At 63.9% G+C, this 13,573-nt stretch carries 13 protein-coding genes; all 13 read left to right on the plus strand.

The annotated features are described in order from the left end of the window. Positions 1-53 precede the first annotated feature (53 nt). The 13 genes from KR541_RS30685 to KR541_RS30745 all read left to right on the plus strand — a co-directional run bounded on the left by KR541_RS30685 (position 54) and on the right by KR541_RS30745 (position 13,537). Positions 54-1,205: a thiolase gene (locus KR541_RS30685; protein WP_012337311.1), complete on the plus strand. Its 1,152-nt coding sequence runs from the start codon at positions 54-56 to the stop codon at positions 1,203-1,205. A 92-nt stretch (positions 1,206-1,297) separates the two neighbouring features. Beyond that, complete coding sequence (locus KR541_RS30690; RefSeq protein WP_012337312.1) at positions 1,298-2,098, plus strand: enoyl-CoA hydratase/isomerase family protein; 801 nt, start codon at positions 1,298-1,300, stop codon at positions 2,096-2,098. Positions 2,099-2,109: 11 nt separating this feature from the next. Then, positions 2,110-2,916 (plus strand): enoyl-CoA hydratase/isomerase family protein, encoded by an 807-nt coding sequence (locus KR541_RS30695; RefSeq protein WP_012337313.1) that lies wholly within the window; start codon positions 2,110-2,112, stop codon positions 2,914-2,916. 17 nt (positions 2,917-2,933) lie between these two features. After that, positions 2,934-3,749: an enoyl-CoA hydratase/isomerase family protein gene (locus KR541_RS30700; protein WP_012337314.1), complete on the plus strand. Its 816-nt coding sequence runs from the start codon at positions 2,934-2,936 to the stop codon at positions 3,747-3,749. Positions 3,750-3,789: 40 nt separating this feature from the next. After that, a complete protein-coding gene (locus tag KR541_RS30705; protein WP_041492307.1) occupies positions 3,790-4,644 on the plus strand; it encodes an SDR family oxidoreductase in 855 nt (284 codons plus the stop codon). Positions 4,645-4,647: 3 nt separating this feature from the next. After that, positions 4,648-5,790, plus strand: coding sequence for a CaiB/BaiF CoA transferase family protein (locus tag KR541_RS30710; RefSeq protein WP_012337316.1), 1,143 nt, complete (start codon positions 4,648-4,650; stop codon positions 5,788-5,790). A 45-nt stretch (positions 5,791-5,835) separates the two neighbouring features. Further along, the gene (locus tag KR541_RS30715; RefSeq protein WP_012337317.1) at positions 5,836-7,035 is read left to right on the plus strand and encodes an acyl-CoA dehydrogenase family protein; all 1,200 of its coding nucleotides are present in this window, start codon (positions 5,836-5,838) and stop codon (positions 7,033-7,035) included. Further along, a complete protein-coding gene (locus KR541_RS30720) occupies positions 6,956-8,221 on the plus strand; it encodes an acyl-CoA dehydrogenase family protein (RefSeq protein ID WP_235356269.1) in 1,266 nt (421 codons plus the stop codon). Before KR541_RS30715 ends, KR541_RS30720 begins: the two co-directional genes overlap by 80 nt. Before the next feature lie 31 nt (positions 8,222-8,252). Beyond that, positions 8,253-9,419: an acyl-CoA dehydrogenase family protein gene (locus KR541_RS30725; RefSeq protein ID WP_012337319.1), complete on the plus strand. Its 1,167-nt coding sequence runs from the start codon at positions 8,253-8,255 to the stop codon at positions 9,417-9,419. 16 nt (positions 9,420-9,435) lie between these two features. Then, positions 9,436-10,242: an enoyl-CoA hydratase gene (locus KR541_RS30730; RefSeq protein WP_012337320.1), complete on the plus strand. Its 807-nt coding sequence runs from the start codon at positions 9,436-9,438 to the stop codon at positions 10,240-10,242. Between the two features lie 19 nt (positions 10,243-10,261). After that, the gene (locus KR541_RS30735; protein ID WP_012337321.1) at positions 10,262-11,131 is read left to right on the plus strand and encodes a MaoC/PaaZ C-terminal domain-containing protein; all 870 of its coding nucleotides are present in this window, start codon (positions 10,262-10,264) and stop codon (positions 11,129-11,131) included. A 54-nt stretch (positions 11,132-11,185) separates the two neighbouring features. After that, positions 11,186-12,394 (plus strand): acyl-CoA dehydrogenase family protein, encoded by a 1,209-nt coding sequence (locus KR541_RS30740; protein ID WP_050016529.1) that lies wholly within the window; start codon positions 11,186-11,188, stop codon positions 12,392-12,394. Between the two features lie 9 nt (positions 12,395-12,403). Next, positions 12,404-13,537, plus strand: coding sequence for an acyl-CoA dehydrogenase family protein (locus KR541_RS30745; RefSeq protein WP_050016531.1), 1,134 nt, complete (start codon positions 12,404-12,406; stop codon positions 13,535-13,537). Positions 13,538-13,573: the final 36 nt, after the last annotated feature.

The following is a 13,573-nucleotide window of genomic DNA, read 5'->3' on the forward strand; positions in this document are numbered from 1 at the left end:
TAACCTGCAACCGGCTATCAAGCGCCGGTCGCTTCTGATGAAAGGTAGATCGAATGGAATTCAACTTGCGCGGGCGTACTGCATTGGTGGCGGGCGCCACCTATGGGATCGGGGAAGCACCTGGCCTGTCGTCGATGGACCTTGCCGCGCGTGCGAGCGTCGATGCGCTGGCCCAGGTCGGACTCACGCCGGGCGATGTCGACGGGCTGTTCGTGTGCACGCCGGACGACATGCTCTCCGGCCTGACGTTTGCCGAATACCTCGGTATTAACCCGAAGTTCACCGACAACAACCGAAGCGGCGGCTCGGCCTTTGAAATATACGTGCACACGGCCGCCATGGCGCTGTGTACGGGCCAGATCGACGTCGCGTTGATCGCCTATGGGAGCAACCAGCGCAGCGCGGCGGGCAAACTCGTGCAGTCGTCGCGGCCTTCGCCGTGGGAGACCCCGTACAAACCGATGAATCCGGTGTCTTCATATGCGCTTGCGGCGGCGCGACACATGCACCAGTTCGGCACGAAGCGCGAGCATCTGGCCGAGGTGGCGGTGGCGGCGCGCAAGTGGGCGCAACTCAATCCGGACGCATACATGCGCACGCCCTTGTCGATCGACGACGTGTTGGGTGCGCGTCTCGTATCCGACCCGCTTTCCGTACGCGATTGCTGCCTGGTGACGGATGGCGCGGCAGCTGTCGTCATGGTGCGTGCCGACCGCGCGCGCGACCTGACCGGCAAGCCGGTGTATCTGCTCGGCGCGGCCTCGGCCACCTCGCATCGCGAGATCGCGAGCATGCCGGATCTCACGGTGACCGCCGCGGCGCAATCGGGCCGGCGCGCCTATGAAATGGCGGGCGTGAACGCAAGCGATATCGACATTGCGATGCTTTACGACGCATTCACGATCAACACCATTCTGTTCCTTGAAGACTTGGGGTTTTGCCCCAAGGGGGAAGGTGGCCGCTTCGTGGCCGACGGCGCCATTGCGCCGGGCGGCCGGCTCGCGGTGAACACCAATGGCGGCGGCTTGTCCTGCGTTCATCCCGGCATGTATGGGCTGTTCCTGATCGAAGAGTCGATGCGGCAACTGACGGGCCGCGCCGGCGAGCGGCAGGTCTCCGGCGCGAAGCTGGCCATCGCGCACGGCAATGGCGGCGTACTCTCGAGCCAGGCCACGGTGATTCTCGGCACCGAGGAAACGCTTTAAGACAGGCTGCCCGTCAGGGCCGTTGCCAATAGCAGTGCATGAGATCGGAGCAAGCGCCAAAGCGCCAACTCCGATCGACAGGAGACAGACAGATGAGCGAAGAGACCGGCAGCGATGCGGCTGAGATCGTCCAGATCCGGCAGGACGGCGCAATTGCAATCGTCACACTGAACTATCCCCAGCGGCGCAACGCGTTTTCTCTGAAGATGCGCGAAGCGTTGTACGCGCAACTTTATCGCCTGATGCATCACGAAGAAAGCTGCCGTGCAATCGTATTGACCGGCGCAGGCAATACATTTTGCGCGGGCGGGGATATCTCGGAGATGCAGGCGCGCAAGGTGCTCGAGTACCGGCAGCGCAACGAGTTGCCACTCGATATCTTCAGACTGATGGTCGAAGGCCCGAAAGCGGTTGTCGCGGCTGTCGAAGGTTTCGCATTTGGTGCCGGGCTCTCTCTCGCCGCGGCTTGCGACTACGTCGTTACATCGTCTGCTGCGCGATATGCGAGCGCGTTCGTCAAGGTCGGGTTGCTGCCCGATACCGGCCTTTACTGGTCGCTGTCGCAACGCGTGGGTGGAGGCCTCGCACGTGAGCTCATGCTGAGTGCACGGGAGTTCGACGGTGCCGAAGCCGGCGAGACAGGCTTTGCCAATCGGGTCGTCGAGCCCGGCGAGGCGTTGAACGCGGCATTGAAGGTGGCGCAGCAGTACGCGGAATTACCCTCGGTGGCCACCGCGTACCTGAAGGCCGCGCTCGCAACCGGCATCCGCACGCTCGACGAAGCCATCGAAGCCGAAGTCAACATGCAGCCCATCCTGCGCCGTAGCCGCGAACACCAGGAGGCCGTGAGCGCCTTCATGGAAAAGCGCAAGCCGGTCTTCGTGGCCGACTGAGGGGAACCAACATGAGCGAAAGACAAGCGGTAGAGACCGAACCGGCATCGCTGATCGAGGTGACCCGCGAGGGGCCGGTCGCGATCGTGACATTGAACAATCCGCGTCGCCGCAATGCGATGGGCCGCCATATGCGCCAGTTGCTGCGCGACACGATCCACCGCCTGATGATTGATGACCCTGAATCGCGTGCGATCGTCCTCACGGGTGCGGGCGAGCATTTTTGCGCGGGTGCGGACATCTCCGAGATGACGAAGCGCACGATCCTGCAAAGTCGCGAGATTCTGGCGGAATCGTGCGCGGTTGTGCGCGACATGCTGGCGGGGCCGAAGCCCGTCGTGGCGGCGGTGGAAGGCGTGGCCTTCGGCGCCGGACTGTCGCTCGCGGTAGCGACCGATTATGTGGTCGCGGCGTCGACCGCGCGCTTTTGCGCCGCGTTTCTGCGCGTCGGCCTGATTCCGGATACCGGCATTCTGTGGACCCTTCCGAAGCGCATCGGCATGGCCCGCGCGCGCGAGATGCTGTCGCTTGCCACGGAGATCGATGGCAATCAGGCCGCCGCGATCGATCTGGCAAACGAAGTGGTCGAGTCGGGCGCGACGCGCGCCAGGGCAATCGAAGTTGCACTGGGCCTCGCGGCATTGCCGCCGCTCGGCGTGGCGCTGCTCAAGGAATCGCTCACGAACGCAGCGACCACGATGGAAGGCGCGCTGCGAGCCGAGATCGACTATCAGCCGATTCTGCGTCGGTCGAAAGACCATCAGGCGGCCTGCAAGGCATTTATGGAAAAGACTCAGCCGGTCTTCACCGGTGAGTGAGCGCGGAGATCCAGCCGATGAGTAACGAGCAGAAGGAAACGGCCGCGGGTGCGGACGAGATCGTTCAGGTCCACCGTGAAGGGGACGTGACCGTCGTCACGATGAACTATCCCGAGCGACGCAATGCGTTCTCCATGAGGATGCGGCTGGCGCTGACCGATGTCTTTCAGCGGCTGATGAACGACGACCCGGACACGCGCGCCATCGTGCTGACGGGTGCCGGCGGTCATTTTTGCGCGGGAGGCGACCTGTCCGAAATGCATGGGAGCACGCCCCCGTTGCTGGCATTGCGGGAGCGCATCGCGGTGGGCGTGCGGCTCTTCAAGCTGATTTATACGGGCACGAAGCCCGTCGTCGCGGCAGTCGAAGGCTCCTGCTATGGAGCGGGCGTCTCGCTGGCGGCGGCATGCGACGTCGTGGTCAGCGCCGACACGGCGAAATACTCATGTGCGTTCGGCAAGGTCGGCCTGCTGCCAGATACCGGAATTCTGTGGACGCTGCCGCAAAAGGTAGGCGGCGGCAAGGCGCGTGAATTGATGCTCAAGGGCGACGTCATCGATGCAACCACGGCGCGGCGGATCGGCCTCGTCAGCGAGCTGAGCGCGAGCGGACACGCGCGCGATGCAGCGATCGCGGCCGCGGCCCGCTTTGCGAGCTATCCGCCGGTGACGCTGGCGCTCCTGAAGGCGAGCCTCGTCAATGCGGGCAACTCGATCGAGGACGCCTGCCGTCTGGAGACCGATCTCAACCCGCTGACGCGTCAAACCAGCGATCACGTCGAAGCCGTGAAGGCCTTCATGGAAAAACGCAAGCCGGTTTTCACGGGCGAGTGAAACCGCCGTTCCTTTTGCCTCTACTGGAAGTTCAATGCGAATGTTTACGTCTGACCTGCTGAAGAACAAACGGATCCTGATCACGGGCGGCGGCACGGGACTCGGCAAGAGCATCGGCCGACGCTATCTCGAACTGGGCGCCGATCTCGTCATCTGCGGTCGCCGCGAGGAAGTGCTCAAGTCGACGGCCGACGAATTTCGCGGCCACGTGCCAGGCGCACGCGTGACGACCGTCCAAGCGGACGTGCGCAACGCCGAATCCGTCGAGGCAATGATGGATACGATCTGGCGAGACGGTCCGCTCGACGTGCTGCTGAACAATGCGGCGGCCAATTTCATCGCACGCACGGAGAGTCTCTCGCCGCGCGCGGTGGATGCCGTGCTCGACATCGTGCTGCACGGCAGCTTCTATTGCACGATCGCGGCGGGCAAGCGCTGGATCGACGCAGGCCACGCGGGCAACGTGATCAGCACGGTGTCGACTCCCACGATGACGGGCTCGGCCTTTACCGTGCCCTCCGCCGCGGCGAAGGCGGGTGTCCTGGCGATGACCCGAAGCCTCGCGGTCGAGTGGGGCCCGAAGGGGATTCGACTGAATGCAGTGGCACCCGGGCTGTTCCCGACGCCCGGCGCGTGGGAGCAGCTGTATCCGCCCGGCTCGCAGGTCGAACCGCAGGAGCGCTCCGTTCCGCTGCGGCGCTTCGGCGATCACTCGGAACTCGCCGATCTATACGCCTATCTGGCGTCGGACGGCTCCGGCTACATCACCGGCGACATGATCGTGATCGACGGTGGCCGCTGGATGCAGGGCGTTGGCGGGCCGACCTTCCGTGCCATGCAGGATTGGACCGAAGAACAATGGGACGCCATGCGCGCCCATGCTCGCAAGGGCTGAACGATGGGTCCTCTACACGGAATTCGAATTGTCGAGCTGGCCGGCATCGGGCCGGGCCCCATGGCGGCGATGCTGCTCGCCGATCTGGGCGCGACCGTGTTGCGCATCGAGCGTCGCCAACCGGTCAAGCTCGGCATCGAGCGCCCGTTGCGCTTCAACCTGCTGCTGCGTAACCGCAAGACGATCGCGCTCGACCTGAAGGACCCGGAGGCCGTGGAACTCGTGCTCTCCCTCGTGGAGCGGGCGGATGCCTTGATCGAAGGCTTCCGCCCGGGCGTGACGGAACGCTTGGGGCTCGGTCCGCAGATTTGCCTCGAACGCAATCCGAAGCTGGCCTATGGGCGTATCACGGGATGGGGTCAGGACGGCCCGCTTGCGCAGTACGCGGGGCATGACCTGAACTACATCGCGATTACCGGCGTGCTCAACGCCATCGGTCGCCGCGATCAGCCGCCGTCGATTCCGCTTAACCTGATCGGCGACTATGCGGGCGGTTCGCTGTATCTCGCGATGGGGCTCCTCTCGGCGATTATTCACGCGCGTAACGGCGGCACGGGTCAGGTCGTGGATGCCGCGATCGTCGATGGCACGGCCAATCTCGCCACCACTTTCTTCGGCATGCAGGCCGCCGGAATCTGGCGCGACGGGCGAGGGACCAACATCACGGACTCCGGATCCCACTTCTACGATGCATACGAATGCGCGGACGGCAAGTGGATCACGGTCGGCCCCATCGAGGACAAGTTCTATCTCGAACTGTTGCGCCTGCTCGATATCGACCCGCGAACACTAGGTGTGCAACTCGATGAAAAAAATTGGGCAGCCGCGCGTGCGTTGTTTGCGCTGAAGTTCAAGAGCCGCACGCGCGACCAATGGACGACGCTGCTGGAGCATTCGGACGCGTGCTTTGCGCCCGTGCTGTCGTGGACGGAGGCGCCCGAGCACGCGCATCTGAAGGCGCGCGGCACGTTCATCGAAGTCGACGGCATCGTGCAGCCGGCTCCGGCGCCGCGCTTTTCCGCCACCGTGCCGGCGAAGCCGACGGCGCCCGAAGCGCCCGGCGCCGCAACGGTCGACGCCGCGCTCGCCGCGTGGCTCGAACCGGATCTGATTGGCAAGCTGAAGGAAGCGGGAACGCTGGCCTGAACGGCACACGGCAGGCATGCCGGACAAAGACGAGACGAGACACTCATGGATCTGCGATATACCGACGAAGAGCTGGCGTTCCGCAACGAGGTGAGAGCGTTCTTCAAGGAAGCGCTGCCGGGCGACATTCGACGCAAGGCCAGCTTGGGGCAGCGCTACTCGGCGGCCGACCTGCGCCGCTGGCAGCGCATTCTCCACGAGCGCGGCTGGGCGACGCCGGCGTGGGACAAGGCGTGGGGCGGGACGGGCTGGAGTGCCGTGCAGCAATACATCTTCAAGGAAGAGTTGCACATGGCGCCAGCGCCCGAGACGCTGTCGTTCAACGTGAACATGATCGGTCCGGTACTGATCGCGTTCGGCAGCGACGAGCAGAAGCGCCACTTCCTGCCACGCATCGCGAGCCTCGAATACTGGTTCTGCCAAGGTTTTTCGGAACCCGGCGCGGGTTCGGACCTGGCGGCGCTGCGCACCCAGGCGGTTCGCGACGGCGACCACTATGTCATCAACGGGCAGAAGCTCTGGACCTCGACGGCGCATCACGCCGACTGGATGTTCTGTCTCGTGCGCACGGATTCGAGCGGAAAGAAGCAACAGGGCATCACCTACCTGTTGATCGACATGAAGACGCCCGGCCTCACGGTGCGCCCGATCGTCACGATAGACGGCCACCACGAGACCAACGAGGTGTTCTTCGACAACGTGCGTGTGCCGGTCGCCAATCGCATTGGCGAGGAAAACAAGGGCTGGGACTACGCGAAGTACCTCCTCGGCAACGAGCGCAGCGGGATTGCGCGCGTGGGCGTTTCCAAGATGCGCGTGCGCCTCGCAAAGGACCTCGCGAAGCGCGTGCCGTGCGGCGACGGCGTGCTGTGGGACGACCCGCGCCTTCGTGAGCGGATCGCGGCGGTGGAAGTCGAGTTGAAAGCGCTCGAAATGACGCAGATGCGCGTGATTGCCGAAAGCAGTGCGCGAGACGACCACGTGCCGGACCCGAAGACGTCGATCCTCAAGATCAAGGGTTCGGAGCTCCAGCAGCTTTCCGCCGAACTGCTGCTCGAAGTCGCGGGCCCGGATGCGCTGCCGCTCGACGTCGATTTCCTGCGCGGTCTTGGCGACGCGGTTCGCGAGCCCGAATGGGCACTCACGATCGCGCCGAACCATTACTTTGCGCGTCACGTTTCGATTGTGGGCGGCTCCAACGAGATTCAGAAGAACATTCTCGCCAAGTCGGTATTGGGACTTTGAGCGACGGTCGAACAGCGGAGAAGCATGGGCTATGGACTTTGATTTCACCGATGAGCAACGCATGCTCAAGGACAGCGTCGAGCGCCTCGTCAAGGACGAGTACGGCTTCGAGCAGCGCGCGAAGTACCTGGCGGAGGCCGACGGCTTCAGTCGTGCGCAATGGGCGCGCTATGCGGAAATGGGGCTGCTGGGCCTTTCATTCGACGAGGCGTACGGCGGCAGCAACTGCGGCCCCGTTGAAACGATGATCGTGATGGAGGCGTTGGGCCGCGGTCTCGCGGTCGAGCCGTACCTGGCCACGGTCGTACTGGGCGGCGGCTTGGTGCGCATTGGCGGCAACGCTGCGCAACGCGAGGCGATTCTGCCGAAGATCGCGCAGGGCGAGCTGCTGATGGCCTTCGCGCATGGCGAAGCGCAGGCGCGGTACGACCTGGCGGACGTGGCGACCACCGCGCGGCGCGAAGGCGACGCATGGATCATCGACGGCGCGAAGCGCATCGTGCTGCACGGCGACGGCGCTGATCTTCTCGTGGTGTCGGCGCGCGTGTCGGGCAGCAGGCGCGAGCGTGACGGCATCGGACTGTTCGTGGTCAGGGGCGACGCGGCGGGCGTGACCCGCCGCGGATATCCGACGCAAGACCGGCTGCGCGCGGCCGACATCGAATTGTCGGGCGTGCGCGTTCCGGATAGCGACGTACTGGGCGTCGCGGGTGCCGCATTGCCGCTGATCGAAACGGTCGTCGCGCACGCGATTGCCGCGGTGAGCGCGGAAGCCGTCGGCGCGATGGCCGCCGCGCACGAAGAGACCGTCGAGTATCTGAAGGTCCGCAAGCAGTTTGGCCAGCCGATCGGTTCCTTCCAGGCCCTCCAGCATCGCGCCGTCGACATGCTGGTCGCGGTCGAGCAGGCACGCAGCATGGCGCTCTTCGCAACCATGATGGCCGACGAGCCGGATGCGGCGGAACGCGACCGCAGCATGGCCGCGTCGAAAGTGCAGATCGGGCGCTCGGGCCGCTTCGTCGGCCAGCAAGGCGTGCAATTGCACGGCGGCATCGGGATGACCGAGGAGTGCAAGGTCGGCCATTACCTGCGACGCCTCAGTGTCATCGATATCCAGTTCGGCTCGACCGAGCATCATCTCGCCCAGCTCGCCGATGCCGGCGGGCTGATCGACGCAGCAGCGTGAGCCGCGCCAGCCAAGTAAACGGAAACCACTCATGAGCCGAATTTCCACTCCCGACCCGTATCAGGAACTGCGCGACGCGCTGCGTGATCTCTCGAAAGAATATCCCGATGAGTACTGGCGCCGCATCGATCACGAACGGGTCTACCCGGAGGCGTTTGTCGACGCGTTGACCAAGGCGGGCTGGATGGCCGCGCTGATTCCTCAGGAGTATGGTGGTTCCGGGCTCGGACTGACCGAGGCGTCCGTGATCATGGAGGAGATCAACCGCAACGGCGGCAACTCCGGGTTCTGTCACGGCCAGATGTACAACATGAACACGCTGCTGCGTAACGGCTCCGAAGTGCAGAAACGCAAGTACCTGCCGAAGATCGCGAGCGGGGAACTGCGCCTGCAGTCGATGGCCGTGACCGAGCCGACCACGGGCACGGACACCACGAAGCTGAAGACCACCGCCGTGAAAAAGGACGGCCGTTACGTGGTCAATGGTCAGAAGGTGTGGATATCGCGTGTCCAGCATTCGGACATGATGATCTTGCTCGCGCGCACCACGCCGTTGTCGGACGTGAAGAAGAAGTCGGATGGACTGTCTTGCTTCCTCGTGGATCTGCACCACGCCATCGGCAATGGCCTGACCGTGCGGCCGATTCCGAACATGGTCAACCACGAGACGAACGAGCTGTTCTTCGACAATCTGGAAATCCCGGAAGAGAACCTGATTGGCGAGGAAGGCAAAGGCTTCAAGTACATCCTCGATGGTCTGAACGCCGAGCGCGCGCTGATCGCGGCCGAGTGCATCGGCGACGGCTACTGGTTCGTCGATCGCGCGTCCAAGTACGCGAGCGAACGTATCGTGTTCGACCGCCCGATCGGCATGAACCAGGGTATCCAGTTCCCGATCGCGGAGGCGTATGTCGACGTGCGCGCGGCCGATCTCATGCGCTACAAAGCCTGCGAGCTGTTCGACAACCACCAGGCTTGCGGCGCCGAAGCGAACATGGCGAAGCATCTCGCGGCCACGGCTTCGTGGAAGGCGGCGAATGCCTGCTTGCAGACGCATGGCGGCTTCGGCTTCGCGTGTGAATACGATGTCGAGCGCAAGTTCCGCGAAACGCGACTTTATCAGGTCGCGCCGATCTCGACGAACCTGATTCTGTCGTACGTCGCCGAGCATGTGCTCGATCTGCCGCGTTCCTTCTGAACACCGAGGTCAATCCATGAACTTCGAGACCATTCTGTACGACGTCAAGGATCGGATCGCGACGATCACGCTGAACCGCCCGGAACACATGAACACCTGGAACGACCAGGTGGCGACGGAAGTTTACGAGGCGATGCAGGCGGCGGGCGCGGATCGCGGCGTGCGGGTCATCGTTTTCACCGGCGCCGGGAAGGCGTTTTGCGCGGGCGGCGATATCCACAGCTTCGGTGGCGACCCCGCGGCGCTCATGACCAAGCTGCCGCACCCGTTCGACATGCGAAAGCGTGCTGACTGGCAGACGCGTTGCTCCTACTATCCGGCGATTCCTAAACCGGTCATCGCGATGCTCAACGGCGCGACCGTCGGCATTGGCCTCATTCACGCACTCTTTTGCGATATCCGGTTCGCGGCGGAAGACGCGACCATTACGACGGCGTTCGCGCGCCGCGGCCTGACCGCGGAATACGGGATGGCATGGATCCTCGCGCGCCACGTAGGCCAGGCGCACGCACTCGATCTGCTACTGTCGGGCCGCAAGATCAAGGGGCGGGAAGCCGAACGTATGGGGCTCGTCAATCGGGCCATCCCCGCCGAGAAGCTGGTCGAAGAGACTTACGCCTACGCGCGGGACATGGCCGAGTACTGTTCGCCGCGCTCGATGCGCATCATGAAGGAGCAAGTCTGGGAAGTGCCGTTCCAGACGCCGCACGAGGCCGTGATGTCCGCCGGGCTCGACATGCCGATCGCGAACCAGTGCGATGACTACAAGGAAGGCATGGCGAGCTTTCTCGAGAAGCGCAAACCGAACTTCACGGACTACTGAGTACATACAGGAAACCCTCATGCTGAACTACGAAGTCGTCAAGAACTGGCCTATCGAAGATGTGACGCAGACGTACGACGAGCGCGACATCATGCTGTACTCGCTGGGCCTCGGCCTGGGCGGAGACCCGATGGACGCCGATCAATTGCGCTACGTGTATGAGAAGAACCTGCAGGCGATGCCGACTTGCGCGGCCGCGTTTGCATGGCCGAAGTCATGGATGCGCGATCCGCGTACGGGCATCGACTATCTGAAGCTCGTGCATGGCGAGCAGGACGTCCGTTTCGTGCGGCCGATGCCGGTGGCCGGCACCATCGTCAGCAAGACGCGTGTGAGCCGCATCTCGGACAAGGGCGCCGGCAAGGGTGCGATCGTCGAGCTCATGCGCGACATCATCGACGCTTCGACGGGCGAGCAGCTCGCTGAAGTGCGGCAAGTGTCGTTTTTGCGCGGCGACGGCGGGTTCAGTACGGAGTCGGGCGTCAGCGATGCGCCGCCGGAAGCACTCCCGCCGGTGCCGGAACGTGCGCCGGATGCCGAGTACGTATTGTCGACCGGCGCCAATGCCGCGTTGATCTACCGTCTTTCGGGCGATGCCAATCCGTTGCACGCGGATCCCGAGGTGGCGGCCAAAGCGGGATTCAGTCGCCCCATCCTGCACGGGCTCGCGACTTACGGTATGGCGGGCTACGCTGCAATTCGCCTGTTGGCCGGCAACGACGCAACGCGCTTGAAGCGCCTGGCGTTGCGCCTGACTTCGCCGGTTTACCCGGGCGAAGAAGTGCGCTTCCAGTTCTGGCGCGATAGCGATACACGCCAGCACGTGCGCGCGCGCGTGGATGCGCGCGACGTGGTGGTGTTGAACAACGGAATCGTGGAAATTGCCTGATACCGCGCCCGGCAGTGTCGACGCGACTTGCCGGGCGGCGACTGGAGCCTGACGATGGACCTGAAAGAGAGTCCCGCCGAGAAGGAATTTCGCGCCACGGTGCGCGAATTCGTGCGCACGCATCTGCCTGACGAGATTCGCGAACGCGTGTTGAACTTCCGCCATGTGCCACGTGAAGACTATGTGCGTTGGCAGAGAATTCTGGCGGAGAAGGGTTGGGGGGCGCCCGCATGGCCCGCGCATTTCGGCGGAGCCGCGTGGACTGCCGCCCAGCGCAACATCTTCGACGAGGAATGCTTCACCGCCGGCGCGCCGCGCCAGATGCCGTTCGGCCTTTCGATGGTCGGACCGGTGATCCAGAAATTCGGCACCGACGCGCAGCGCGAACGCTTCCTGCCGCGCATCGTCTCGATGGAGGACTGGTGGTGCCAAGGCTATTCCGAGCCGGGTGCCGGTTCCGATCTTGCCTCGCTCAAGACCCGTGCGGATCGCATCGAACGTGATGGTCAGTCCTTCTACGTCGTCAACGGCCAGAAGATCTGGACCTCGTTCGCGCAGTGGGCGAACTGGATTTTTTGTCTCGTCCGTACGGACAGCAGCGGCCGACCGCAGGAAGGCATCTCGTTCGTGCTGATCGACATGTCGACGCCCGGCATCACGGTCAGGCCGATCCGTACGCTGGACGGCGGCCACGACGTCAACGAGGTGTTCTTCGACAATGTGGAAGTGCCGGTGAGCAACCTGGTCGGTGACGAGCATCGCGGCTGGTCGATCGCGAAGTATCTGCTCGGACACGAGCGCACCAATATTGCAGGCCTTGGCAACTGCAAGCGTTTCATGCGGCGTCTCAAGGAGATTGCGAGCGCCGAGCGCAAGCATGGCAAGCCGCTGATCGAAGACGTGCGTTTTCGCGATCGCATCGCCAGCGTGGAAATCGATCTGATTGCTCACGAATGGTCGCTTCTGCGCGTGGTGTCTGCCGAAACCGCGGGGCGTCCGATCGGACCGGAAGCGTCGGTGCTGAAGATCCGCGGTTCGGAGATTCAGCAGCAGCTGACGGAACTGATCATGGAATGTGCGGGGCCCTATGCGGTGCCTTTCGTGAGCGAGGCGCTGGAGGCGGACTGGCAGGGTGAAACCGCCAATGGCGAACTGCTCAACGCACTCGCAGCGCACTACCTGGACTGGCGCAAGATTTCGATCTACGGTGGTTCGACCGAAGTGCAGAAGAACATCATCGCCAAGCAGGCGCTCGGCATCTGAGGACACGCCATGGACTTCACGCTGGTTGAAGAGGAACAGATGCTGGCCGATGTGGTCGGCCGCTTCGTCGAAAAGGAATACGAGTTCGACGCGCGGCGCCGTCTCGCCGCCACGCCGCAAGGCTGGTCGGATGCGCATTGGTCCACGCTCGCCGAGATGGGCGTGCTCGCGCTGAACGTGCCGCAGGACCATGGCGGACTGGGCGCCGGCCCGGTCGAGACGATGCTCGTGATGGAAGCATTCGGCCGTGGGCTCGTGCTCGAGCCTTTCGTTTCGTCGGCCGTGCTGGGCGCCAGGCTCATTGCGCGCGCGGGGCACGAGGCGCGCAAGGCGGAACTGCTGGCCGGTATCGCGGACGGCAGCCTGAAGACCGCGCTGGCGACGCTCGAACCCGGCGCGCGTTTCGATTTGTGGAACGTTGCGACGACGGCGGAGCCGACGCGTGACGGGTTCATCCTGAATGGACGAAAGGGCGTCGTGCTGCACGGTGATAGCGCGGACCTCCTGTTGGTTTCGGCACGCACCGCGGGCGAGCAGACGGACATGCACGGGATCACGCTCTTCGCTGTCGATGCGCGGCTGCCAGGCGTGAGCGTCAAGGGATTTCCGGCGCTGGACGGGCAGCGCGTTGCCGAGATCGTGCTCGATGGCGTTCGCATCGATGCACAGGGCGTTGTCGGCACCATCGATCAGGGTTACCCGCTGCTCGAATGGACCGTTGATCAAGGCATGTTCGCGTTGTGCGCCGAAGCCGTGGGTGCCATGTCGCGGCTGAGCGATCTGACCTTTGAGTATCTGCGCACTCGAAAGCAGTTCGGTTCGCCGATCGGAAAATTCCAGGCGCTCCAGCATCGCGCCGCCGATATCTTGACCGCGGTGGAGCAGGCGAAATCGATCGTCTACTTTGCCGCGGCGAAGCTTGGCGAAGACGACGTCGTCGCCGCCCACCGGGCGGTGACGGCCGCAAAGGCGCTCGTTGGCCGCAGCGCCCGTTTCGTCGCGCAACAGGCTGTACAGCTTCACGGCGGGATGGGCATGACGGACGAACTGGCGGTGGGCTGGTACGTGAAGCGCCTTACATGTATCGACATGACCTGGGGAAATACCGAGCACCACATCGAGCTATACGGCGCGTTTTTGTAACCATCGCGCGGCACACCAAGGAAGGCCGATTCGACC

The organism is Burkholderia sola, from assembly GCF_905400185.1.
GTDB classification, from domain to species: Bacteria; Pseudomonadota; Gammaproteobacteria; order Burkholderiales; family Burkholderiaceae; genus Burkholderia; species Burkholderia sola.